We start from the raw sequence: 23327 nt of genomic DNA, 5'->3' as shown, positions 1-23327 counted from the left end.
AATTGAATTAGCGGTAAGCATAGTAATAGTGAGTTACTTATGATTTCAGTAGGAATAGATTGGGCTATGTATGAATTGAATAAGTCAGCTGATATACAAAAAATTGTATAATTATTGCTCAATAAAAGTTAATCTTTACTAAATACATAACAAGAAGATAAGAATATGGACGCGATATTATATTTGATCCCACCGAATGATTTGGAAACACTGATTTTAGAAGCAGAAACCCCTCAAGATGTCTTGGATTCACCCTTTGTACAACACTCCTTTTTTTTAGGGGAGGCATGGCAAGAGTTGAATCCATTATTAAGCGTGAACAGGGATTCAGTTGCTGCACTGAATTATGCCATTCAGGCAGAACATCCACTGTCAGAGCGACGACCGGGACTGAGCCTTGCAGTGCATTACAATACTGTAGTTCGCGTTGCAGAAATCCATCAGGCATTACAACAGTTAAGCGTGGATGAAATCAAAAAACGCTATTTGGTCACGATTGCAGAAAACGCACCTGAGCATGAGCTCAAATTGGCCGAATTAAAACTGCTTTTTTTACAGTTACAAGATCTTTATCGTGATGCGGTGCGTCATAACCTATCGGTGCTGAGTGTGATACAAGATGGTATTCGCTTGGATAAATTACCATAAACACAGCTCAACACGGGCTATAACTGAAGTTGCATCAGGACGAGATCTCGCCATTCACCAAACTTTTGTCCCACTTCAGGCATATAACCTGTTTGCTTAAAGCCTAATTTTTTGTGCAGGGCAATCGAGGCACTATTGCCGTGATCAATGCCTGCAATCATGACATGCATATTTTGGCTTTTGGCATGCTGAATTAGGTGCTCTAATAATTGCTGACCGAGACCAAGTCGAGCATAGTTTGGGTCAATATAAACAGAATGCTCAACAGTATGTCGATAGCCAGCAAAATGACGGAAAGAACCATAGTCAGCATAACCGGCGATTTGCTGTTGATCCTGATCTTCAATCACCACAAATGGAAAATGTTGCTTTTGGAATTCCAGCAATTTCTGTTGAAAAGAGTCAAGGGTATAAGCTTGATCATTCCATGTCGCAAAGCCGTTGAGAACTTCATGATTATAGATTGCGAGAATGACCGCTAAGTCTTGTGGAATTGCAGGTCGAATGAGAAAAGACATGCGCAAATTTCTGATAAAAATAAAGTCAATTTAAAAACTTAGGCATAAAAAAAGCAAGGTGATGAACCTTGCTTTTTTCTTCATAGTGTTCTGAGTCGAACTTAGAAGTGGTATTTCACCAATGCGCTGACATCGTTTTGGTCTACGCCTTTAATACCAAATTTGTTGTTCCAAACTGAATGTTCGATACCAACATATAATTTAGTTTTTGGTGAAATGTGTTTACCCACATTCCATTTGTACTGAGATGTCCAGTTTAATTCACTTGCATGGTCTGCTTCAGCAGTAGACCAGTCTAGGAAGGCATCTGCTAAAAACTCTTCTGAACCTAATTTGAACGGCACGGCATAAGTGATTGTCATTTGATAATCATCTTTAGTCTTGTCGTTTGCCGCTTTATAGAAGTTCACATTCGCATATTGTGTATATGGAATATCGAGAGAGAAACCTACACCGTACAAGAAGTTGTTAAATTCAGAGTTGTGGTGATCGTAACCCGCATTATGTTCCCAAGTCGTTGCAATAAGAACGTCTTTGATTGGACCCATAGAAAGGTCTTTACCAGAAACTTCACCTAAGCTTAAACGTGGCGCTAATTCTGCATAAGTTGATTGATCATCGTTACCATCCAATTGTTGGTCAACGAAGAAGAATACATCTGAATATTTCAGTTTAGCTGCATATTCGGCTGTGATCGTTGTACGGTCTTCAGTACCAACTTCATAGTTTTCACCATATAAGCCAGTTAAGCTGAAATCTTGCCATACGATAGGTGAAGCTTGAGTGAAAGCAGCAGCAGATGCTAATGCACATGATGCAACGATTTGTGTAAGTTTCATTAAAAAATATCTCCCCCGAGAAGCACTGAAAGCATACAGATTATTAAGCAAAAATAAAGCCAAATTTTACTCAACGGCAAAATTGTTTTGTAATTTGAAGGGGAAATACGCTTTGAATGATCGATGATGGTAAAAGCGAGATTTTGAGTTTGAATGGAATTGTACAAATAGAAGGTGGGCGTCGAGGAAATGCACAAAAATATGACCCAAATCAATTAAAACAATGCAAATCTACAATAAAGTCTTACTTTTTGTATGGATATTAAAAAAATATCAAAATAGCACTTGCAAAATTCTAACTTAAGACCGATATTCGAAGTATAAGGACACGGATCTGCAGACTCTAAAGTGTTCATCATTCAATGTGGAGGACGACGTTCCATACAAAGTTGAAGATGGTCATTGCTGTAACATTTACAGCAAATGTAACGTGCCAAGATAATAAGTTTTGCACAAATTTTTATAGCTAATACAGATAGATATGAGGATGATATTATGAACATTGAAATCCGTACAGATAAAAACATTATAAACAGTGATCGACTAATTACATACGTTCGTGCAGAACTTAATGAAGAATTTCAGCGCCATAGTGAACGCATTACCCACTTTTCGGTGCATTTAAGTGATGAAAATGGGGACAAGGGCGGTAGCGACGACATCAAATGTATGATTGAAGCACGTCCAGCAGGTTTGAAGCCTGTCGTGGTCAACCATCGTGGTCATAATGTAGATACAGCTATTCACGGTGCAATTGATCGACTTAAACGTAGTCTTGAACATGTGTTCGAAAAGAAAGAGAACCCACGCAGTACGCAACCTGCTTTTGCTGAAGCGGATGACAGCGTAGACGACGAATAAGTCTCAAAATTTAAAAAAAGCCCTGCGGGGCTTTTTTTGTGTGTTTTGTATTTTGTTTTACATGAAATTCAAACAAACGCAGCTTTATTCGGCATAATAGATCAACATAAATTGAAGTGAGCTTTCCAGATGTTAACAGCGCAACAACAGCTTTTTGTGCAAGCGTTAGAAGAACAAGATCTTGCACAGGTGCAACGCCTGTTGGCAGATGGTCTTAATCCAAATTTTATCGACTTTGAAAAAGGACCTGCGGTTTCTGTATGGTCTGATGGTTTGTTTAAATGGTGGGAAATGGTTTGCGAAGCGTATGAAGCAGGCCAACCCTTAACAGCAGAACAGAAAACACAACATTTAGACGTACATATGCAAATCTTGGAAGCGCTGATTCAAGCCAAAGCCAATGTGCATTTATGGGATGCTGAAGAAATTTATGGTCCATTATGGGACGCCGCGAGTGCAGCATGTGTCCCTGCGGTACAGCGTTTATTGGATGAAAAAGTGAATCCAAATATGATTGATAGCGATGGTTTAACCATTTTATCGTCGATTAGTGAATTATTTTTTGACTGTGATTTTGACGCGGTAAATTGGTCGGAAGCATTGGAAGAAGAAAAACAAACCTTGGAGCTTTTGCGTAGCCATGGCGCAAAAATGACCAAAGAATTAGCATAATTGTGAGTAAAAACATGACTGTATTTAAAGTTTTAAGCATTGCAACATTATCCGGTTTGAGCCTGTCTGCATTTGCGGCGGATTTTTCATTTGACCGTCCGGGCGCGGGTATGGGCACAGGCATTACCCCTGTAGGTCGTTTGGCGTGGGAACAAAGTTTGCCGGCAGCGAGCTATAGTGAAAGTCGTGATGAAAATGGTGAAAAAGTAAAAAACACTACTTTAAATGCAGACATGTTATTCCGTACTGGTTTGGCAAAAGATTTGGAATTGCAATTGGGTTGGCAAGGTCCTGCATGGTCTAAAACCAAAGTTGCGGGTCGCTCAGTTGAAGAAGATGGTTTGGGTGATGTCAGCATTGGCCTGAAAAAAGCCATTGATTTGAATGATGAGAAATTATCGATGGCCATTCTTGCTGAAGCGATTATTGCGACAGGCAATGAAGGTTTTAGTGCTGAGGACGATATTTATAGTCTGACTTCAGCCGTGGCTTATGATTATAGCGATACAATTGGGACTTCAATGACCATGCGTTATGAAGTTCAAGATGGTGATTGGGCTGTGAGTGCTATTCCTGGATTGGAATATCAAATAGCGGGTAATTTATCGGGTTTTTCTGAGCTGGTTTATCGCAAAGCAGAGAGTACCGATCAGGAAGTGTCATTAGCATCAGGTTTGACGTATGCCGTTTCAGATCGTATGCAGTTGGATGCGAGCGTTGGTCTAGAACTCACTGGCGGTCATAAAAATTATCAGTCAGGTTTAGGTGTATCTTACCTGTTCTAAAAGAATCCTAAATTTTAAAACGTATAAATACAGACTGAGGATGAATTCAGCTGAATGAAACAATGGACTTATGTTGCGGCAGCGGCTGTGCTGTCGTTCAGTATGGGCGTCTCTGCTCAGGATGCATTACTTTCAGCTGAAGATGCTTTTCCTTTCTCGGTCGTCTCTGAGCGTGCAGATCAGGCGGAGCTGAGTTGGGATATTCCAGCGCATTATTATCTGTATCAGCACAAAATAGAGGTGAAGCAGGGCAATCAAGTTTTAGCTTTGGATTTGCCTGCTGCTGAGAATTTAAAAGACGATAACTATGGTCATACGCAGGTGTATTACCAACAGTTGAGTTTTAAAATTCCGACTCAAAAACTGCAGACCTATCAAGTCAGTTGGCAAGGCTGTGCCAAGGATCGGGTGTGTTATCCACCACAGAGCATCAGCTTTGAAACGGATGCTTCTGGCTTGGTCACACAGCAAAATCTTGCCAGTCCAAATAAACGCTTACTCGACTTTGCAGCAGAAAATACTGCCGAACAGCCTATGGCGAATCGTTTAGATCAGCAGTGGGCAGAGAATGCTGCATTGGCTTCTGAACGCTATACCGCAAGTGACCAAATGTGGTCTGAAAAATTAGCACAAAGCTCTATATTTTATGGACTTTTACTGTTTTTTGGACTGGGTTTTTTGCTGGCTTTTACCCCATGTTCATTGCCAATGCTGCCGATTTTAACCTCACTGATTGTCCGCGACAGCCGAGGTTTAAAAGCATGGATGATTGCACTGACTTTTGTCACCAGTATGGCGATGGTGTATGCCATTCTCGGCTTGGTGGCATCGTCTGCAGGTTTGAATTTCCAGCGTTGGTTGCAACAACCCTCGACTTTAATTGCCTTTAGCGTGCTCTTTGTAGTTTTTGCCCTGAATTTATTTGGTTTATTTGAACTGAAATTGCCACGCAGTTGGGTCAATCGCTTAGACCAAGCGCAGTCGATGCAAAAGGGCGGTAGTCTCGTTGGCGCTGGAGTCATGGGGATGATCTCAGCATTGCTGGTCGGTCCTTGTATGACAGCACCGTTGGCAGGTGCATTATTATTCATTTCCCAAACCCAAAGTCAGTGGCAAGGTGCATTATTGTTATTCACCCTCGGCTTTGGCATGGGGACCCCGCTATTGTTGGCCAGTGTCCTTGGCTCACGGGTATTGCCTAAAGCGGGTTTGTGGATGAATCAAATCAAGGTGCTCTTTGCTTTCATCATGTTGGCATTGGCTTTGTATTTTATTCGACCATTGATCAGTGAAGCTTGGTTACAGTGGTTATCCCTTGCTCTGGGGCTGGTGTTTAGCGCTTATGTGCTTTGGCGCATTTTATGGCGCAGTACTCAGCTCAAATGGTTGTATATCTTGGTGTTCTGTGCAGCTGTACCTTATATTGTGTACAGTCAATATCAACACAGCCAACGTTTTTTAGTCGAAGAAAGTCAACAACAAAGTGCTTGGCATGTGGCACATACAGCGGAAGAGTTTCAACGTTTGTTAAGTGAAATTCCTCAAGGTCAATCCGCGATTATTGATGTCTATGCCGATTGGTGTGTGGCCTGCCAGCCGATTGAACATAAAGTTTTAAAATCGGCTGCGGTACAACAGGCTTTGGCACCGTATTACTTAATTAAGTTAGATTTGAGTCAGTATGATGCAACCCATCAAGTACTGCTCAATCAATGGGATATTTTAGGGCCACCGACCTATTTATTTTTAGATACAGCGCATCAAGAGATACGTGGACTGCGTTTGACGGGTGCTTTTAGCGAGAAAGAATTGCTAGCGCAATTGGAAAAATTTAAATCGCGTGGAGAATAAAAATGATGCAATTATATATTGCCAATAAAAACTATTCGACGTGGTCTATGCGACCGTGGTTGGTGTTACACGCGTTTAATTTACCCTTTCAAGAGATCTTGATTCATTTTTCTGAAGAAGCAGATGGCGGAGCATTCAAGCAGCAAATGTTAGCCCTACATGCCAATGGCAAAGTGCCCCTACTACAACATGACGGTGTGATGATTTGGGACTCATTGGCGATTTGTGAATATTTGGCAGAGCAGTTTCAAGAGCTTCCACTGTGGCCAAAAGATGCTACACAACGTGCATGGGCACGGAGTATTTGCGCGGAAATGCACAGTAGTTTTATGCAATTGCGTAGCTTATGCAGTATGAATCTGCAGGTGGATTATGGTCGTCATGGTCAGAGATTATGGTCTGAACATGCTGAATTGCGTGCTGAAGTGACTCGAATCGAGCAGATTTGGTCGAGTCGTCCTGCGGTGGATGGCTTTCTATGCGGTGAATTTAGTATTGCCGATGCATTTTTTGCACCCGTAGTGACACGTTTACAGACCTTCCAGCTACCTGTGAGTGACAACACACAGCGTTATATGCAAAAGATTTTGCAGCATCCTTCTGTGGTGGCATGGATCACGGCTGCTCAACAGGAACAGCCAGTCCGCCGTATGGAACAGTATCCACGTTAAAAGCTTAATGCCGCATCTGAGCTATATAAAAGTTTTAAACCAAATGGCTAAAGCTTTGTTGTTCGGTGTAGGCCATGACCATGTTACGACCACCAGCTTTAGCTGCATATAGCGCCTGATCAGCATGGGTCAGCAATTGTTGCGGTACCAATTCAGGCGTAGAAATTGCAATGCCAAAACTAGCTGTCACATGAATTGACTGACCGTCATGCCCCCAAATTTCAAGCTGTTCAATGGCTTTTCGACAGCGCTCTGCAATGAAAATCGCTTGTTCTAAGTTAGAATTTTTTAACACCAAAATAAACTCTTCCCCGCCAAAACGCCCAACTACATCACTACCGCGTAAATGTTGGTTTAATACTTGGCTGACGAGAATCAAGGTTTCATCGCCTTTATCGTGTCCGTATTCATCATTGATGCGTTTAAAATGGTCTAAGTCCAACAAGACCAGTGCATATGTATCTGTTTTAGCACTATCGAGCTGTTCCAAACACTGATTGATACTGCGTCGATTAAATAAATTGGTCAGTGGGTCGACTTGACTGAGTTTTTGAATCAAATGCTCACGGTGACGCCATTGGGTCAGTAAGATTTCAAATAAAGCCAGACAGGTTAATAAAATAGGAACAATGAAAAAGATCATTGAGAAGAGCCAAAAACTATTTTGATAGCCATAGGCATGAGGTTGAAAAATCGGGGCATAGGGAATAATGCCGCGAATACTTAAATACATGCAAATAGATAAAAAAATCGTGGCTGGAATCAGCATGCTATAGACGATTTTTCGTGTAAATAGCACTAATCCAACGGTCACTAGGCTCACGTAGGAGATCATGGTGGCTGGGCTCATGACACCAATTAAATAACCATCACGACATAAAGAAATGACGAATAAGCCGACCGAAAGATAAGGTAAAACAAGCTGAATTTTTTGGTTTTCTTTTCCAGCATAGCAAGGCCAAATCAATAGCACCATTAGGCTAAAAAAGACGATGTTGGTCCACAATTGAGAGTGGATGAGCTCAAGGTTAACCCACTGCCAAAGTTCTGGCGTGACATAAACATAAAATTTCCAAATAATCCAAAGCAGATGAATGGCTGAGCCAAGCATCAGCATGAGCATACACTTTTTCAGGATGCTCCAATTCATGACCACTTCATCTTCCAGTAAATACTGGGCGATTCTATTGCGAAGGATCATGTCACGTATGCTTGATTTCACCGTCATCCTGTGTCATTGCCCTGTTCGAGTTATCAGTTTTTTTCTTAAAGTTTATATAGATATCATTTTATAGGCTTACATTAGCATGAAAATTTACACTTGATAACGGTCAAGAACCGCTCAGTAATTTTAAATTTTTTACGAGTTTAAAAAGATTGTTCTAAAAATAAAACATAGTGTCATAAGGATCGGGATTATTCTATTTATGAAAAGTGATTACACTAGGCTCAAGTTAATAACAACAGCTTTAGGTTTTAGTCATGAAAATTTTGCATATTGATTCAAGCATCATGGGCGACGCTTCAGTTTCACGTCAACTCAGCGCTGAAATTGTACAACAGCTACAGCAAAAACATGGTGATGCGGCACAGGTTCAATATCTCGATTTAGCAGTACAGCAGATTCCACATCTCAGCAGTGAAATTTTGATGGGTCAAAATGCAGAACAATCGGCTTTAGGCGAGCAGTTGTTACAACAGTATTTAGATGCCGATGTGGTTGTGGTTGGTGCTGCTATGTATAACTTCGGTTTGCCATCAACTTTGAAAGCATGGATTGACCGTATCAGTGTTGCAGGTCGTACCTTTAAATATACAGAACAAGGTCCAGTGGGCTTGGCAGGTGACAAAAAAGTCTACATTGCCAGCAGTCGTGGCGGTGTGTATGGCGATAACAGCCCTGTAGATTATCAAGAAGGTTTATTAAAAGCCGTGTTTAATTTCACAGGTGTCAGCGATATTGATGTGATTCGTGCCGAAGGTGTCAATATGGGACCAGATATGAAAGCACAGGCAATGGCGACAGCTCAGACTCAAATTCAAGCCATTTAATAGATTGACATTTCCCTCTTAGGTCAGCATCTGCTGACCTTTTTTTATGGTGACTTTGATCTGTTCTTAGGGAATTAGTTTTCAGGGATTAGTCCTGATCTTGTCGGTGTGCAAAATCGGCTAAATCACTCAGCGCACGCTGTCCTTCTTCAAACCATGGGCTAAACATTTGGAAGTTATGCCACATGCCAGTGTATAACTTGAATTCGACATCTAGGCCGGCTTCTTCTGCTTTGACTTTAAAACGCTGCGCATCATCCAATAAAATTTCTTTAGAACCCACTTGAATATGAATCGGAGGTAGTCCTTTGAGCTCTGCAAAAAAAGGCGAGACCAATGGATCAGCTCGATCGACCGAGCGGGGTACATAATAATCAATACCTGTTTCGAGGGCTTCTATGCTTAACAGCGCATCATGCTTACGGTTATAACGCAAAGACTCACTGCTCAGCGTCAAGTCTAAAAACGGTGACATTAACACCAAACCACTGACTTGTGGAAGTTGGTCCTGTTGAATTTTAAGGGCTAAGGCAAGCGCCAAGTTTGCACCACAAGAGTCGCCTGACAAAATAATGTCTTTGGCTTGAACCCCTTGATCTAATAACACCGCATACACATCAAAAAGGGCATCGAGTGCTTCAGGGAACTGTGCTTCTGGGGATAAAGGATAATCCAAATGTAACACTTGCATTTGCGTGCGTGCGGCAACTTGGGTCAGAAACGCCCGATGCGTGTTCATCGAACCCAAGAAAAATGCGCCCCCATGAATATGAAAAATGAGTTGGGTCGATGCCTGTTGCGGCTTGATTTCTTCGGCTTTTAAGCCAGCTAAGCGAATTGGACGAATTTGTACATCCGGGTTTTGGGGAAATGCACGACACATTTGTTCCAAAGCAAAACGTAAAGTATTGGGCGGTAAATTGAACTGGCTCGGCCCACGAATTGTGGTTTTTAAAATGCTTTCTGTAATCAGTTGTTTCGTCAGTGGCGATATCTTCATTGTCTTTCCATCTTTTTCTATTTTTGGAATCGTGTGAGCATATTTACCAACACAAATTACAAGGTTACACTAAACGGTCACATACAAAAATTGATAAATTGTTGTGACTTTTGGATACTAATGTCGTCTATATCAGACCAGGGAAATAAACAAAAATGAAAAAAATTGCACTAGCATTAGGATTGATGAGTTTAGCCGCATTTGCAAATGCTGCAGATCCGCTAAATGGTACAACTTGGAAAACCATTGATGATAAAACCAAGCAGCCAAAAGCGATTGTAAAATTCACTGAACAAAAAAATGGTACGCTTTCTGCGAGCATTCAGTCAGTTTTGACACCAGGTGAAGAAAACGCTTGTAAAAAATGTGAAGGCCCATATCACAACAAATCATTAAAAGGCTTACGTATTGTGACAGGTCTTAAAAATGTAGGTGGTACAAGCTATGAAGACGGTTCAATTTTGGATCCTCAATCAGGTAAAACTTACAAGTTAAAAGGTCAATTGGCTGATGGTGGCAAAAAACTAGAGCTTCGCGGCTTTATTGGCGTTGCTGCTTTAGGTCGTAATCAAACATGGATTCGTGCCAACTAATTTGACATGATTCAAACAAAAAAAGCCTGACAATGTCAGGCTTTTTTATAGCCTATTTTCAGCCACAATTGAACTAGAGCCGTGCATGAGTGTGATAAAAAAATTTATTTCAATGCACGGTAAGCGCTTTCATCAAAGCCAATCAATAAATCGCTACCTGTATCGAGTACAGGACGTTTAATCATGCTGCTATGCGCTATTAAACATTGAATCAAATTTTCTTCACTGGCTAACGCTGTCTGTTGCTCTTCTTCACTGAGTTTTTTCCATGTGGTGCCTTTTTTGTTGAGAATCACATCAGCGCCTTTGGCATCGAGCCATTTTTTTACGGTTTTAGCATCAATCGCTTGTTTTTTATAGTCATGAAATTCGTAGCTTAGGCCTAATTCGTTGAGCAATTCGAAAGCTTTTTTCATGGTATTACAGTTTTTGATGCCATAAATTTTAAGCATGAACAGGTGTCCTCAATTATTCAAACAATAAGATAAAAATACAATTCAGCATTATCCTACAGGCTAATTCATCAATGCTCAAAGCTCGATCTGGATGTGGATTGAGAAATAAATGTTTTGCTGTAAAAGTCGCATGTAATAAATATTGGGTATTGTCATCAAAACGACATTTTGGTCTTTTAGAATAGCCTACAGAACAAAACGATGCTCAGAAAAGAAAGCGATGCAATAACAAGAAAATTCAGCTTAAGGTTGCACAGTCAAAAGTAGAAAGAAAGCGAGAATAAGAAAATGCTGTGCAGATCGAATTTTTAGCTGTTTTATTTGGGGGATGTTTGAGTCTATAGATGTGGGGACTAGATAAGAGAAAACCCGCATTTAATCATCCTGATCATGCGGGTCTCAATCCAACGTCCATTGTCACATCCTTGAAAACAAGCTAAATCATTTAGTTTGTTTTTATACTTCCTTCGGCGTCCAATCCTTTTATGTCATCCTGACATGTCCCTTTGCCGTGCGACCATAATGCTATGTTCAAGTTATGAGATAAATCCACAAATTCGTCATGTAATGTGAGAAATAAGCTCTAATTGAGTAAACAATCGTTCACTCAATTAATTGTTGGAAGCTTAAATTTTATAATCAATAATGACAGGGGCGTGGTCGCTAAACCATTCATCTTTAAATATCCAAGCATTGACTGTACGTTCTTTCCAGTCTGGTGAACATGCATGGTAGTCGATACGCCAACCCACATTTTTGGCACGCGCTTGTCCTCGGTTAGACCACCAAGAGTAAAGCTCGGCTTCTTTACGTACCTCACGGAAGGTGTCGACATAGCCAAGCTCATCATAAATATGATCGAGCCATGCACGTTCATGTGGTAAGCAGCCTGAAGCCTTTTGGTTCCCAGACCAATTTTTAATATCAATACGTTTATGCACGATGTTGTAGTCACCGCAAACAATCACTGACTTATTTTCAGCACGCCATTGCTTCAAAATTTGTTGATATTCGCCTAAAAATAGGTCTTTGCGCGCCTGAGCTTCTTCACCCGATGAACCAGAAGGCAGGTAGAGCGAGCAAATATGTGCAGTTTGTACAAGTCCTAAATCGAACTCAGCAGAAATAAAGCGGCCTTGAGTGTCTGCCAATTCAAAACCTAAACCATCTGTCACTGAAACAAAAGGTAGGCGGCTATAAATCGCAGTACCGGCATAGCCTGGGCGTTCTGCAGGGAAAAGGTGTGTAAACCAACCTTCGGGTTTAAATTTATCGGTCCATTGTTCATGGGTAATGCGGCTTTCTTGCATGCAGATGACATCGGCATCTGAAGTTGCCATCCAGTCAAAAATACCTTTTTTTTCAGCGGAACGCAGACCATTCACATTAATTGAAACGACACGTAAAATTTTTTGATCACTTGGATAGCTACTCTTTGGTATCATGCTCAGGTTTAACCTCAAACTTAAAAAAATGGAGCACCTCATGACAGCGCAAGCGGCATTTAATCCACAAGCTTTTATCGAACTCGCATTATCACGTGGTGTGCTTAAATTTGGTGAGTTTACTTTAAAATCAGGTCGTGTGAGTCCTTATTTTTTTAATGCAGGTCTACTAAACGATGGCGAAGCCTTATCATTATTGGCTTCTGGCTATGCAGCTAAATTAACACAATGCGATAATGTGGAAGTGGTCTTTGGCCCAGCTTATAAAGGTATTCCATTTGTAGCAGCAACGGCTGTCGCACTGTCACAGAACCATGGTGTGAGCGTACCTTGGGGCTTTAACCGTAAAGAAGCGAAAGACCATGGCGAAGGCGGTGTATTGGTTGGTGCGTCTGTTGAAGGTAAAAAAGTCTGGATTATTGATGATGTGATCACTGCGGGTACAGCGATTCGTGAAGTAGTGACTATTCTGAAAAATGCCGGTGCACAAATTGCGGGCGTATTGGTGGCGCTAGACCGTCAAGAAAAAGGTCAGGGCGATTTGTCTGCGATTCAAGAAGTACAAAAAGAGTTAGAAATTCCTGTACATGCTTTAATCACTATGAAAGATTTAATGACTTTCTTAGATGCAAAAGGCGAAACTGAAGCCTTGGCGAAAATGGAAGCGTACCGTGTTAAATACGGCATCTAATTTTTCGGGATTTCAAAAGGCAGCTGAAGCTGCCTTTTTTACGTCTTTAAATGATGATTGTTGCATCTAAATAATAAAAAACGTGAAATATTGCTTAAAAAGTAGGCGTTAAACGTGAAGAATCAATAAAAAGCCGTCTCAGTGCGCTATTTACTGAAACGGCTTTAGTTAAAGTATTGATGCTTATAGAAAATTTAAAGAATTTCGTATAACGTGTATTATGTTAATTTTAGGAAAGCTCACTAATCATCAAATTAAAAATATAAGAGAGACTTATGGACTCATATCTTAATTCAGGGGCTGGTTTTCCTGCTGGAACACGTATAAATACAGACAAAGGTTTAATCGCCATTCAGAACATTAAAGTCGGAGATTTAGTACTGTCAAAGCCAAAAAATGGTGACGGAGAGTTATGCTATAAACCTGTTATAAGAATATCTACTTGTGAGAATAGTGAGATTTGGGAGCTAACCTATTTCCAAATTAAAGCAAATACAGATTTATCAAAATTAAATAAAAGCAAATTATTGCAACTTTCTCGCAAAGGAAAAATGGTCAGTAATATGCTGAGGTCTAATCAGACATTCTGGGTTAAGAATATTGGATGGACGCGCTTGGATGAGTTGAAGAACGGTCAAGCTATAGAAACATCTGATCAAGAAATCATTGGTCTTGTTTTTATGGTGAATCCATTACGAAAAACAAGTATGGAAAATGTGGCTGGAAGTTACCATCCTAGCAATATATTTAATGCGGATAAAAAAGGTTTTGATATTGAAAATGTTGAATATTTTACTTTTATCAAATATGGCTTAGAAGGACCTATCGAATGTATAGGTGATGATAATGTACCTAGTCCAATATGTGTTAATGGTGAAAGTGTTCACGTTCTCTCAGAGGCATTCCGATTAAAAACTTACAGCTTTGACGTTGAGGATGATTATACTTGCTTTATTACGAAGCTAGGATTGTGGGTTAATAATACTGCCTATAAATAATATAAGAAATAAATTACTAATTTTCTTATTTAACATAATGGCGATTATACGAAATTTCGTTATTCCTAGCAGGTAAAACAATCATATGCCTTATCAGAACTTAAATATTATGTATGACTTCGGACCAATCGACGTAAAGGTCATAGAAATTTTTGAGCAAGATAATAAAATTAATTTTCCTTTAAGTTATAAAAAGCTGATTGCTTCCCACAATGGGGTGCAATTTATTGAGAATAGCTTTGAATATTCTGATTCTAACAATGAAGTTGGAGAATCTAGCATAGCCTTTTGTTGTTTTGGACAAGGGGTAGGAGGTGATCATATTGAAAACTGTCAAGATCAGGATATATATGGCCATGATAAGATAGTCGTCTTTGGACTAAATGGTTGTGGTGACTATATCGGATTTGACTACAGATCTGACGTTAATAATCCGAAAGTAGTTCTTATGTACCATGATCAATATATCAAGGATCAACATGGACAGCCTAAATTAGAATTGATAGAAGTATGTGATAGTTTTGATAATTTTTTGAACTTACTAAGATAGCTTAAATTATTAGCCTGAGACTATATTTAACATAAAATCTCTTATACGAAACTCTCTTCATCACACTTCTTACATTCCAACATCACTCCTAACTTTTCATTCCGTCCTTGCTCCGTCAAAACCCAAGGGCGGTTTTGCCATGGAGGATCATGTCGGACATGCTGTGTATGACCACAAGCTAAAATGGCATACCAATGATTTTCATCATCCAAGGCAAAATCAACAATGGCTTGCTGCATATTAAACACCTATCTAAATTAAAATGATGCTGAAAAGGGAAAAGAGTTCATGTTGAGCAATCACAACGGCTTGAATATCGAATTGCAAAATAGACTGTGAAATTTGGTTTATTTCTGGCGCACACTTAGGCCGCGACAATTCTATTTTTCCCGCCATGTTTAGCTTTATACAGCGCTAGATCAGCACGTTGAATTGTATCTTCGTAGGTGCAATCTTCAGGCATGATGGTTGTCACTCCTATGCTCACGGTGACATGCGCGTTATCTATTGAAAACCGACTTAATTCTTTTCTGGAATGTTCATGAATCCGTTTGGCAAACTGGATGGCCTGCTCGCAGCCCGTGTTGGGCAAGGCGACCACAAACTCATCTCCACCTAAGCGGCAGGCGCAATCGGTCTTACGCAGCGTTAAACGAAGAATATCTGAGACTGCTCGGATTGCTTCATCACCAACATGATGGCCTTTGCTGTCGTTGATCTTTTTGAGGTTATCAAGATCGAACATCAAGATCGAGGTCTGTATGGAATGCCGTAGGTATGACTCATAATGTAATGCTAAGTCATGCTCTAATTTTCTTCGGTTGAAAAGACCGGTTAACTGATCTGTATGGCTGAGTTCTTTCAGCTTGATTTCCAGGTTGTGACGCGCTGAAATATTACTTGCGACCCAAAGTACAACGTCTTCTTCATCTACCGAAAAACGGAGAGCTTGGATGCGCACCTCAAACCAAATGGACTCTTCAGGACCATAATCGGGCAGACCTTTTACATCCCTATTGCTCAGTTCATACTCTTCGATGAGTAGATTTCCTGACACTAGAGCTTGGTCGATCAATTGCATAAAAAAGTTGGCTTTATCTGGCTTGATCACATCTGAAATATAGGTACCAACAAGACCGGAACCATCGTGGTAATAACGATTATCGCGCCCGCCAAAAACTGCAACGTATTTTCCACTACGTGATATGACAAATGCAGGGTCTGGTAAAGCATCAAGAATGATAGCCATCTGCTCAATGTTGATCATCAATGAATTCTATTTTTTATTTACAATAATTAACACAATAGCTAAAAAAATAAAAAGCACGTGTTTTTTCACCAAAAATAGTGATGGGCGAGATGTAGATGTGATGAATATCTGTCTCAATTGCTTGGCGTCGATTTACACAGGCCTAACGCCATAATGCTTTCATGGCTTATTTCCATTATTGAGATAAAGCCGATGATAGAAATGTTTTGAATTATCGCCTGCATCACACGAATCCATACATACACATGCAAAATCAGAATAAACAAAAGAAAAATCTCGGCTATACTCGTTCATAAATTGATAATGAATAGAGCACTGAATAATGCGTGTACTTGTTGTGATGGATCCCATCGAAAATGTAAACCTAAAAAAAGATACCTCAATGGCGATGCTATGGGCAGCAGCACGTCGTGGACATGAGCTAGGCTATGCATTACAGCAAGATTTATATATCGATCAAGGCAAAGCCTTTGGTTTGATTTCACCGCTGAAAGTGTTTGAAGATTACAACCACTATTACGAACTCGGCGAAAAACAAAAAGAATCAATTGCAGCTTATGACGTGGTTTTGATGCGTAAAGATCCGCCGTTTGATATGAACTTTGTCTACACCACCTATATTTTGGAACAGGCTGAACGCGAAGGCGCATGGATTATTAACAAGCCACAAAGCCTACGTGACTGCAATGAAAAATTGTTTGCGACGCAATTCCCTGAACTTCAAGTACCGACCTTGGTGACCTCGCAGCAAAGTCTGATTCGTGAATTTTTACAAGAACATGGCGATGTGATCGTGAAACCATTAGATGGCATGGGTGGTATGGGCATTTTCCGTTTATACCAAGATGGCGTAAACATTGGTTCAACCATTGAAATCCTGACCAATAACGGCACACAGCCGATTATGGCGCAGCGTTATATCCCCGAAATTGTGGATGGCGACAAGCGCATCTTGATGATCAATGGCGAGCCCGTACCGTATTGTTTGGCGCGTATTCCGCAAAATGGTGAAGTGCGTGGCAATTTGGCGGCAGGTGGCTTGGGCGAGGCGCGTCCATTGACCGAAAATGATAAAGCCATTGCAGCCAAAGTTGGGCCATTCCTTCGTGAAAAAGGGTTAGTGTTTGTCGGTCTGGATGTGATTGGTAATTACGTGACTGAAATTAATGTCACCAGTCCAACCTGCGTACGTGAAATTGATGCGCAATTTGGCACCTCGATTGCCGATGATTTATTTGATGTCCTTGAGGCAGGTTTAAAAACTTAATTTTGCATTAGATTTAAAAGAGTCCTCCACGGGCTCTTTTTTTGTCCTGCGCTAAGGGAGGGAAGCTTAAAAAGCAAAAAAACTGTAAGTGAATGCAATTAAAGTGAAAAATTGTCTGATTTTTTTTCAATTCTCATAGATTAATAATAAAACTAGTTTAAACTTTTAAAATAGTAGAAAAAAACAATCATACGCCTGTTGAAAAAAAGTAAATTACCTTTCACGGTCATGCGTTTGTGATTACAATTGTTTGCTTAAAATCGAATATCATTAGCCTCTTTTTAGAAATGAAGAATTAGACAGTGACCGAAGTAACGCAAGTAAAGCCGAAACATGTCATGATGATGGCTGCCGGAACCGGTGGTCACGTCTTTCCAGCGCTCGCTGTTGCCAAAGAGTTGCAACAACAAGGTTGTGAAGTTTCTTGGCTTGCAACGCCTACAGGCATGGAAAATCGCCTGCTTAAAAATCATAATATTCCAATTTATCAAATCGATATCCAAGGCGTGCGCGGCAATGGAGTCGTGCGTAAGCTGATGGCACCGTTTAAAATTCTCAAAGCTACATTGAGTGCCATGCGGTATATGAAACAACTCAAAGTTGATGCAGTTGCAGGCTTTGGGGGTTACGTGGCTGGGCCAGGTGGCTTGGCAGCTCGTGCATTGGGCATACCAGTCATTATCCATGAACAAAATGCTGTAGCAGGTTTTACCAATACGCAGTTGTCACGTGTGGCTAAAATTGTCTGTCAGGCATTTCCAAATACCTTTCCTGCACAAGATAAAATCGTAACCACAGGTAATCCTATACGTAAGGAAATTACAGAAATTTTAAATCCGTCATGGCGTTACCAAGAGCGTGAAAAAGCTGGGTTGCCATTACGGGTTTTAATTGTAGGGGGCTCACTGGGCGCACGTGCCTTAAATGAATGTGTGCCGGCTGCTTTGCAGCAATTAGAACAGCCCCTGAGTGTATATCATCAGTGTGGTCAAAATAATGCTGAAAGCACATTGGCTCGTTATGCAAACGCACCTGAACATATACAAGTTGAAGTTCAGCCGTTTATTGAAGATATGGCAGCAGCCTATTCTGCAGCGGATTTGATTATCTGCCGTGCTGGTGCACTAACCGTCACTGAAATTGCGACAGCGGGTGTAGCAGCCGTCTTTGTTCCTCTGCCAAGTGCAGTGGATGACCATCAAACTGCAAATGCAGGGTTCTTGGCCAATATCAATGCTGCAAAAATTTGCCCACAAGCGGACATGACCGCAGAAAGTTTAACAGCGTTGTTGAAGCCGCTGATGAATCGCCAACGACTTATGGAAATGGCGGTTAAGGCTCGACAACAGGCACAACCCGATGCGACACAGCACGTGGTTGGTTTAATTCAAGATTTGTAAAATTCGAGTAATCTATGTCTCCATCAACGCCTGCCGATCAAGCGAAAAAGCTCATTAAAGTGCCAGAAATGCGCCGTATTAAACATATCCATTTTATTGGGATTGGTGGTGCGGGCATGTGTGGTATTGCCGAAGTATTGAAAAACCAAGGCTATAAAGTTTCAGGTTCAGATATTAAAGCGTCGAAAACCACGGCTCAGCTTGAAGAAAACGGCATTCAAGTTTTCATCGGTCATGCTGCTGAAAATATTCAAGGCGCCAATGTAATCGTGGTATCAACAGCTATTGATTCTGAAAACCCGGAAGTGAAAGCGGCGATTGAAACTCGTACACCTGTCGTGCGTCGTGCAGAAATGTTGGGTGAATTAATGCGTTACCGTCATGGTATTGCCGTTGCGGGGACGCATGGCAAAACTACGACAACCAGTCTTGTGACCTGCATGTTGGCAGAAGAAAATCTAGACCCAACTTATGTCATTGGTGGTTTGTTAAATCGTACTGGTGTGAATGCTGCATTGGGTGCAAGCCGTTATATCGTGGCTGAAGCGGACGAATCAGATGCGTCATTCCTGCATTTACAGCCGATGGCAACGATTGTCACCAATATCGACGCTGACCATATGGATACCTATGGCGGTAGCTTTGATGTATTGAAAGATACCTTTGTGCAATTTTTACAGCGTCTTCCATTTTACGGTTTAGCCGTGATGTGTGGTGATGATGCCAACATCCGTGAAATTATGCCGCGTATTGGTCGTCCTGTCGTGACTTATGGTTTCAATGAAGACAATGACATTCGTGCTGTTGATGTGGCTCAAGAAGGCATGCAATCACACTTTACAGTTTTGCGTAAAGACCGTGAGCCGTTACGTTTAACCATTAACTTGCCGGGTCTTCATAATATCTTAAATGCCTTGGCAGCGATTGGTATTGCAACGGATGAAGGTGTTTCTGATGCTGCGATTGCGCGTGCCTTAGAAAGCTTCAGTGGTGTAGGTCGTCGTTTCCAAGTACAAGGCGAATTTGAAGTTGAAGATGGCTTGGTGAAATTGGTCGATGACTATGGTCACCATCCAAAAGAAGTCGAAGCGACCATTAAAGCGGCACGTGCAAGTCATCCAGATCGTCGTTTAGTGATGATGTTCCAACCGCACCGTTTTAGCCGTACGCGTGACTGTTTTGATGACTTCGTCGATGTCTTGTCACAAGTCGATCAACTGTTGTTATTAGAAGTTTATCCTGCGGGTGAAAAACCAATTGTGGGTGCAGATAGTCGTGCATTGGCTCGAAGCATTCGTCTACGTGGTGAAGTTGAACCGATTCTCATCGATCCAGTAGAAGGCAACTTACAAGCAGTAATGAAAAAAGTGTTACAAGCAAATGACTTGTTATTAACACAGGGCGCAGGTAATGTTGGAGCAATCTCAATCGAACTTGCTCAAAACAATCTCTATGTAAAATGATCACCGCTTGGTGATCCAAAGTTTGTTTAGACCGTAGATAAAAGTTTAAGGATATAAACGTGTCAAATGCTTCAAAATTCGGCAAAGTTGCCGTGTTATTAGGTGGGAAATCTGCCGAACGTGAGGTTTCTCTCGATAGTGGTAAAGCTGTACTTGAAGCATTGGTGCGTTCGGGTGTAAATGCCGAAGCATTCGATCCGCAGCAACGCAGTGTGACTGAGTTGGTGGCTTATGACCGTGCATTTATCGTACTTCATGGCCGTGGTGGTGAAGATGGTCAAATTCAGGGTACTTTGGAATGGTTAAACATTCCGTACACTGGAACGGGCGTTCAAGGCTCGGCGATTGGTATGGATAAAGTCAAAACTAAACAAGTTTGGCAAGGTTCAGAACTACCGACAGCACCTTATCGTATTGTCAGCAAAGACTCAGATTTACAAGAAATTGTAGATTCAATTGGTTTGCCATTTATCATCAAGCCCGTGCATGAAGGCTCAAGCATTGGTATGAGCAAAGTTGAAAAAATTGAAGACTTTGCAACAGCAATTGCAAAAGCGACCCAGCATGATGCAGTCGTGATGGCTGAAAAATGGATTACCGGACGTGAATTTACCATTGTGATTTTAAATGGTCAGGCTTTACCGGTGATTCGTTTAGAACCGCCTGCAGATGTGGCTTTTTACGATTATGAAGCGAAATATAACCGTAACGATGTGCAATATGGTATTCCATGTGGCTTGACTGAAGATGAAGAAAAGCGTCTACAAGCTTTATCTTTACGCGCTTTCCAAGCGGTAGGTGCGAGTGGTTGGGGCCGTATTGACGCGATGCAAGATGCAGAAGGAAACTTCTGGTTACTTGAGGTAAATACCGTGCCGGGTATGACCAGTCATTCTCTAGTGCCTAAAGCTGCTAATGCTATAGGCTATAGTTTTGATGATCTTTGTGTTGCAATTTTGGAACAAACCCTAACAGGTGCGGCACACTAAATTATGGCTCAACTTCCTGCGTCAATGCGCCGTAAACGTGCAGCAACGACATCGATACATGACAAACCACCGACACGTAAGGAAAAGCTTACCAATGTGGGTGGATGGCTGTTGTTGTTTATTGCATGTGTGGTCTTGATTGCTGGGATTTGGGGGCTATATAAAGTCATGACGGATGCACGTGTGGCTGAACTTGATGTGGTGGGTGTGCGGAGCGCCCAAGAAAAACAACAAGTCATATCATACGTTTCACCGATGATGACTGAAAACTATTTTACCTCTGATTTACGTGTCATTCGTGACCGTACTTTAGAAATCTCTTGGGTCGATCGCGTGGTGGTATCGCGTGCTTGGCCAAATGCAATTCGTGTACGGGTGATGCCGCGTCAAGCGATTGCACGTTGGGGAACTGGGCGATTGTTAAGCGACAGTGGTGATGTATTTGCCGAATTAACCCCGACCAATCATCAGAATTTACCGTTATTGCATGGGCCGACGAGTCAGTCCAAAATGATGATGCGTCGCTATAATGAAATTAATCAACTATTTATACCTGTTGGCATTCGTTTAAAAGAATTATATTTAACCGAACGAATGACTTGGTTTATGCAGTTTGATTCAGGCTTACGCGTAATTGTCGATCAGGATCAGACCATGAGTAAGTTGCAGCGTTTAAGTTATCTCGCACACAGTGACTTAAAACCTGTTTGGCCACGAATTTCTGCCATCGATTTGCGCTACCGAAATGGTTTAGCGATTCAATGGAAAAACTCTGTGCCAGCAAAGTCGGTAAATGGTCAGTTTGTTGTAACCAGTGATGACATAGGCATTGCGAATGCAGCGCCTGTAAAGCCATAATGATCGGCTTTATAAGTAGAGGCTTTAAGCCATAAATTAAACAAACATGTGAATGGTAGTAGTAAATAATGAATGAAGCTGTTCCCTCGGTTGTTGCGATTGACATTGGGACACACAAAGTTTCAGTTTTGATTGGTAAGGTACACGCGCCAGACAATATCCAAGTGGTAGGGATGGCGACCGCTCGTAACCGCGGCATGAATAAAGGGAAAATTGTCAGTCTCGATAAAGTTGTTACCGCAATTAAAAATGCAGTGCAGGAAGCGGAAGATATGGCGGAATGTCGTGTACATTCTGCGTGGATTTCCATTCCCAGTGCTGAACTAAAAAGTTTTTATGCCTCTGGTCGTACTCCAATTGAAAATAATGACCATGCGATTACCACCAATGAAGTGGTGCGTGCTTTAGAACTGGCCAAAGCCAGTCATTTAACATCTGACCATTATTTGGTGAGTGCTGTACCTTTAGGTTTTGAACTAGATGATGAACCTGAATGGGTGTTAAACCCGATTCGCATGTCAGCACGGAGTATGACAGGGCATTATCATTTGATGATGTTGCCCATCAGCACCATGCAGAATTTGGATCGTGCATTAAAAGGTGCCAATATTGGTGTTGAACGCATGGTCATTTCATCATTAGCAACTGCTGAAGCTAGTTTGCTTAAAGATGAAAAAGAATATGGTGTGTGCTTGGTTGATATTGGTGCTGGTACGACCAATATTGCGGTGTATTTAGATGGTCGCTTGGCGATGACACACACTTTGCAACGTGGCGGTGAGCATGTAACGCGTGATATTGCTGCTGTATTGCAAACCACAACAGAAGAAGCTGAACGTATTAAGCTGTTATATGGTTGTGTTGATCTGAAAGTGGTTAAACCTGAAAGTATGATTCAGTTCCAAGGTATTGATGGTCCACAAACCATTAGCCGTATTGAACTGACCGAAATCATTATTGCGCGCTATGAAGAAATCTTTAATCAAGTGCGTAATGAGTTGGTGGATCATGGTGCGATTCATGGTTTATACCATGGTGTTGTACTCACAGGTGATGCCTGCCAAATTGAAGGGATGGTGACATTTGCGCGTCGGATGTTAGGTGTTTCTGCACATTTAGGTAATCCACCTATGCAAGTGTATGCTGATGATCAACAGCAAGCCGCTTTACGTCGTTCACAATACGCGACTGCCGCAGGTCTGTTAATTTTCAGTCAAAGTGAAACACAAGATACGATCGTTGAGCCAGAAGATACGGAAAAACTTTCAGTATTGAATCGGGTAAAACGTGCATGGTCGGGCTTCAATGACACCTTGAAGTCGATCTTTTAAGTTGAAATATTTGGGAATATTGTTGGGAAGTTGTACGGATTATTGCTTGTACTTGACAAGCTGGAACTTGGACAGCATTCTAAAAAACAATTTTTATTAAGATCAAGGCAGTATACGGGC

25 protein-coding genes are annotated in these 23327 nt (G+C 41.2%); 17 read left to right on the top strand and 8 right to left on the bottom strand.

Features of this window, described 5'->3' with window-relative positions; genetic code table 11:
• The first annotated feature begins 165 nt into the window (after positions 1-165).
• On the top strand, positions 166-648 hold the full coding sequence (locus tag FTU62_RS01850; RefSeq protein ID WP_180101679.1) for a DUF1877 family protein: 483 nt from the start codon (positions 166-168) through the stop codon (positions 646-648).
• Positions 649-665: 17 nt separating this feature from the next.
• Here the strand turns inward: FTU62_RS01850 and FTU62_RS01845 are convergent, their stop codons facing one another.
• Entirely contained in the window at positions 666-1166 is a 501-nt protein-coding gene (locus FTU62_RS01845) for a GNAT family N-acetyltransferase (protein WP_180101678.1), read from the bottom strand.
• Between the two features lie 101 nt (positions 1167-1267).
• Positions 1268-2005 carry an outer membrane protein OmpK gene (locus FTU62_RS01840; protein ID WP_078190594.1) on the bottom strand — a complete coding sequence of 246 codons (738 nt, stop codon included), beginning with the start codon at positions 2003-2005 and terminating at the stop codon, positions 1268-1270.
• 495 nt (positions 2006-2500) lie between these two features.
• Here FTU62_RS01840 and FTU62_RS01835 point away from each other — a divergent pair, with 495 nt between their 5' ends.
• The 5 genes from FTU62_RS01835 (at position 2501) to FTU62_RS01815 (ending at position 6845) form a co-directional block, all read left to right on the top strand.
• Positions 2501-2866, top strand: a complete 366-nt coding sequence (locus FTU62_RS01835) for an HPF/RaiA family ribosome-associated protein (protein ID WP_078190593.1) — start codon at positions 2501-2503, stop codon at positions 2864-2866.
• A 129-nt stretch (positions 2867-2995) separates the two neighbouring features.
• Positions 2996-3538 (top strand): ankyrin repeat domain-containing protein, encoded by a 543-nt coding sequence (locus FTU62_RS01830; RefSeq protein ID WP_078190592.1) that lies wholly within the window; start codon positions 2996-2998, stop codon positions 3536-3538.
• Between the two features lie 14 nt (positions 3539-3552).
• Positions 3553-4323 carry a transporter gene (locus FTU62_RS01825; RefSeq protein ID WP_180101677.1) on the top strand — a complete coding sequence of 257 codons (771 nt, stop codon included), beginning with the start codon at positions 3553-3555 and terminating at the stop codon, positions 4321-4323.
• Positions 4324-4377: 54 nt separating this feature from the next.
• Entirely contained in the window at positions 4378-6174 is a 1797-nt protein-coding gene (dsbD, locus tag FTU62_RS01820) for a protein-disulfide reductase DsbD (protein WP_180101676.1), read from the top strand.
• 2 nt (positions 6175-6176) lie between these two features.
• Complete coding sequence (locus FTU62_RS01815; RefSeq protein ID WP_180101675.1) at positions 6177-6845, top strand: glutathione S-transferase family protein; 669 nt, start codon at positions 6177-6179, stop codon at positions 6843-6845.
• Between the two features lie 34 nt (positions 6846-6879).
• On the opposite strand, the gene FTU62_RS01810 is transcribed toward FTU62_RS01815, so the two are convergent.
• Positions 6880-8046 carry a GGDEF domain-containing protein gene (locus tag FTU62_RS01810; protein ID WP_257223027.1) on the bottom strand — a complete coding sequence of 389 codons (1167 nt, stop codon included), beginning with the start codon at positions 8044-8046 and terminating at the stop codon, positions 6880-6882.
• 281 nt (positions 8047-8327) lie between these two features.
• On the opposite strand from FTU62_RS01810, the gene FTU62_RS01805 reads away from it, so the two are divergent.
• On the top strand, positions 8328-8897 hold the full coding sequence (locus tag FTU62_RS01805) for an FMN-dependent NADH-azoreductase (RefSeq protein ID WP_180073355.1): 570 nt from the start codon (positions 8328-8330) through the stop codon (positions 8895-8897).
• Between the two features lie 88 nt (positions 8898-8985).
• Here FTU62_RS01805 and FTU62_RS01800 read toward each other — a convergent pair whose 3' ends face one another.
• On the bottom strand, positions 8986-9897 hold the full coding sequence (locus tag FTU62_RS01800; protein ID WP_180101674.1) for an alpha/beta hydrolase: 912 nt from the start codon (positions 9895-9897) through the stop codon (positions 8986-8988).
• Positions 9898-10052: 155 nt separating this feature from the next.
• On the opposite strand from FTU62_RS01800, the gene FTU62_RS01795 reads away from it, so the two are divergent.
• Positions 10053-10490 carry a DUF2147 domain-containing protein gene (locus FTU62_RS01795; RefSeq protein WP_078193227.1) on the top strand — a complete coding sequence of 146 codons (438 nt, stop codon included), beginning with the start codon at positions 10053-10055 and terminating at the stop codon, positions 10488-10490.
• Between the two features lie 104 nt (positions 10491-10594).
• Here the strand turns inward: FTU62_RS01795 and FTU62_RS01790 are convergent, their stop codons facing one another.
• Positions 10595-10942, bottom strand: coding sequence for a Spx/MgsR family RNA polymerase-binding regulatory protein (locus FTU62_RS01790; RefSeq protein WP_180101673.1), 348 nt, complete (start codon positions 10940-10942; stop codon positions 10595-10597).
• Between the two features lie 629 nt (positions 10943-11571).
• Entirely contained in the window at positions 11572-12390 is an 819-nt protein-coding gene (locus FTU62_RS01785) for an exodeoxyribonuclease III (protein WP_180101672.1), read from the bottom strand.
• A gap of 40 nt (positions 12391-12430) precedes the next feature.
• On the opposite strand from FTU62_RS01785, the gene pyrE reads away from it, so the two are divergent.
• From pyrE to FTU62_RS01770, 3 genes are all read left to right on the top strand, one after another.
• The gene (pyrE, locus tag FTU62_RS01780) at positions 12431-13081 is read left to right on the top strand and encodes an orotate phosphoribosyltransferase (protein WP_180041430.1); all 651 of its coding nucleotides are present in this window, start codon (positions 12431-12433) and stop codon (positions 13079-13081) included.
• A 275-nt stretch (positions 13082-13356) separates the two neighbouring features.
• The gene (locus FTU62_RS01775) at positions 13357-14079 is read left to right on the top strand and encodes a hypothetical protein (protein ID WP_180084441.1); all 723 of its coding nucleotides are present in this window, start codon (positions 13357-13359) and stop codon (positions 14077-14079) included.
• 85 nt (positions 14080-14164) lie between these two features.
• Entirely contained in the window at positions 14165-14629 is a 465-nt protein-coding gene (locus FTU62_RS01770) for an SMI1/KNR4 family protein (RefSeq protein WP_076753373.1), read from the top strand.
• Between the two features lie 41 nt (positions 14630-14670).
• On the opposite strand, the gene FTU62_RS01765 is transcribed toward FTU62_RS01770, so the two are convergent.
• On the bottom strand, positions 14671-14868 hold the full coding sequence (locus FTU62_RS01765) for a DUF3565 domain-containing protein (RefSeq protein ID WP_180101671.1): 198 nt from the start codon (positions 14866-14868) through the stop codon (positions 14671-14673).
• 125 nt (positions 14869-14993) lie between these two features.
• Complete coding sequence (locus FTU62_RS01760) at positions 14994-15896, bottom strand: GGDEF domain-containing protein (protein ID WP_180101670.1); 903 nt, start codon at positions 15894-15896, stop codon at positions 14994-14996.
• Positions 15897-16221: 325 nt separating this feature from the next.
• Between FTU62_RS01760 and gshB the strand changes: the two genes are divergently transcribed.
• From gshB to ftsA, 6 genes are all read left to right on the top strand, one after another.
• Positions 16222-17166, top strand: a complete 945-nt coding sequence (gshB, locus tag FTU62_RS01755) for a glutathione synthase (RefSeq protein ID WP_180101669.1) — start codon at positions 16222-16224, stop codon at positions 17164-17166.
• A gap of 302 nt (positions 17167-17468) precedes the next feature.
• Complete coding sequence (murG, locus tag FTU62_RS01750; protein WP_180101668.1) at positions 17469-18566, top strand: undecaprenyldiphospho-muramoylpentapeptide beta-N-acetylglucosaminyltransferase; 1098 nt, start codon at positions 17469-17471, stop codon at positions 18564-18566.
• A 14-nt stretch (positions 18567-18580) separates the two neighbouring features.
• Positions 18581-20029: a UDP-N-acetylmuramate--L-alanine ligase gene (gene murC / locus FTU62_RS01745; protein WP_078190576.1), complete on the top strand. Its 1449-nt coding sequence runs from the start codon at positions 18581-18583 to the stop codon at positions 20027-20029.
• Between the two features lie 59 nt (positions 20030-20088).
• A complete protein-coding gene (locus tag FTU62_RS01740; RefSeq protein ID WP_111884461.1) occupies positions 20089-21018 on the top strand; it encodes a D-alanine--D-alanine ligase in 930 nt (309 codons plus the stop codon).
• 3 nt (positions 21019-21021) lie between these two features.
• Positions 21022-21876, top strand: coding sequence for a cell division protein FtsQ/DivIB (locus FTU62_RS01735; RefSeq protein WP_078193218.1), 855 nt, complete (start codon positions 21022-21024; stop codon positions 21874-21876).
• 68 nt (positions 21877-21944) lie between these two features.
• Entirely contained in the window at positions 21945-23207 is a 1263-nt protein-coding gene (gene ftsA / locus FTU62_RS01730) for a cell division protein FtsA (protein ID WP_111884462.1), read from the top strand.
• Positions 23208-23327 lie beyond the last annotated feature (120 nt).

Origin of the sequence: Acinetobacter sp. YH12126 (assembly GCF_013418745.1) — a bacterium.
Classification (GTDB): domain Bacteria; phylum Pseudomonadota; class Gammaproteobacteria; order Pseudomonadales; family Moraxellaceae; genus Acinetobacter; species Acinetobacter amyesii.
This window is presented reverse-complemented; position numbering and strand designations above follow the sequence as displayed.

What these genes read in the sequence shown, in the direction of transcription:
- FTU62_RS01850 (WP_180101679.1), top strand. Translation starts at nt 166, where the DNA reads ATGGACGCGATATTATATTTGATCCCACCGAATGATTTGGAAACACTG.
- FTU62_RS01845 (WP_180101678.1), bottom strand. Translation starts at nt 1,166, where the DNA reads ATGTCTTTTCTCATTCGACCTGCAATTCCACAAGACTTAGCGGTCATT.
- FTU62_RS01840 (WP_078190594.1), bottom strand. Translation starts at nt 2,005, where the DNA reads ATGAAACTTACACAAATCGTTGCATCATGTGCATTAGCATCTGCTGCT.
- FTU62_RS01835 (WP_078190593.1), top strand. Translation starts at nt 2,501, where the DNA reads ATGAACATTGAAATCCGTACAGATAAAAACATTATAAACAGTGATCGA.
- FTU62_RS01830 (WP_078190592.1), top strand. Translation starts at nt 2,996, where the DNA reads ATGTTAACAGCGCAACAACAGCTTTTTGTGCAAGCGTTAGAAGAACAA.
- FTU62_RS01825 (WP_180101677.1), top strand. Translation starts at nt 3,553, where the DNA reads ATGACTGTATTTAAAGTTTTAAGCATTGCAACATTATCCGGTTTGAGC.
- dsbD (WP_180101676.1), top strand. Translation starts at nt 4,378, where the DNA reads ATGAAACAATGGACTTATGTTGCGGCAGCGGCTGTGCTGTCGTTCAGT.
- FTU62_RS01815 (WP_180101675.1), top strand. Translation starts at nt 6,177, where the DNA reads ATGATGCAATTATATATTGCCAATAAAAACTATTCGACGTGGTCTATG.
- FTU62_RS01810 (WP_257223027.1), bottom strand. Translation starts at nt 8,046, where the DNA reads ATGATCCTTCGCAATAGAATCGCCCAGTATTTACTGGAAGATGAAGTG.
- FTU62_RS01805 (WP_180073355.1), top strand. Translation starts at nt 8,328, where the DNA reads ATGAAAATTTTGCATATTGATTCAAGCATCATGGGCGACGCTTCAGTT.
- FTU62_RS01800 (WP_180101674.1), bottom strand. Translation starts at nt 9,897, where the DNA reads ATGAAGATATCGCCACTGACGAAACAACTGATTACAGAAAGCATTTTA.
- FTU62_RS01795 (WP_078193227.1), top strand. Translation starts at nt 10,053, where the DNA reads ATGAAAAAAATTGCACTAGCATTAGGATTGATGAGTTTAGCCGCATTT.
- FTU62_RS01790 (WP_180101673.1), bottom strand. Translation starts at nt 10,942, where the DNA reads ATGCTTAAAATTTATGGCATCAAAAACTGTAATACCATGAAAAAAGCT.
- FTU62_RS01785 (WP_180101672.1), bottom strand. Translation starts at nt 12,390, where the DNA reads ATGATACCAAAGAGTAGCTATCCAAGTGATCAAAAAATTTTACGTGTC.
- pyrE (WP_180041430.1), top strand. Translation starts at nt 12,431, where the DNA reads ATGACAGCGCAAGCGGCATTTAATCCACAAGCTTTTATCGAACTCGCA.
- FTU62_RS01775 (WP_180084441.1), top strand. Translation starts at nt 13,357, where the DNA reads ATGGACTCATATCTTAATTCAGGGGCTGGTTTTCCTGCTGGAACACGT.
- FTU62_RS01770 (WP_076753373.1), top strand. Translation starts at nt 14,165, where the DNA reads ATGCCTTATCAGAACTTAAATATTATGTATGACTTCGGACCAATCGAC.
- FTU62_RS01765 (WP_180101671.1), bottom strand. Translation starts at nt 14,868, where the DNA reads ATGCAGCAAGCCATTGTTGATTTTGCCTTGGATGATGAAAATCATTGG.
- FTU62_RS01760 (WP_180101670.1), bottom strand. Translation starts at nt 15,896, where the DNA reads ATGATCAACATTGAGCAGATGGCTATCATTCTTGATGCTTTACCAGAC.
- gshB (WP_180101669.1), top strand. Translation starts at nt 16,222, where the DNA reads ATGCGTGTACTTGTTGTGATGGATCCCATCGAAAATGTAAACCTAAAA.
- murC (WP_078190576.1), top strand. Translation starts at nt 18,581, where the DNA reads ATGTCTCCATCAACGCCTGCCGATCAAGCGAAAAAGCTCATTAAAGTG.
- FTU62_RS01735 (WP_078193218.1), top strand. Translation starts at nt 21,022, where the DNA reads ATGGCTCAACTTCCTGCGTCAATGCGCCGTAAACGTGCAGCAACGACA.
- ftsA (WP_111884462.1), top strand. Translation starts at nt 21,945, where the DNA reads ATGAATGAAGCTGTTCCCTCGGTTGTTGCGATTGACATTGGGACACAC.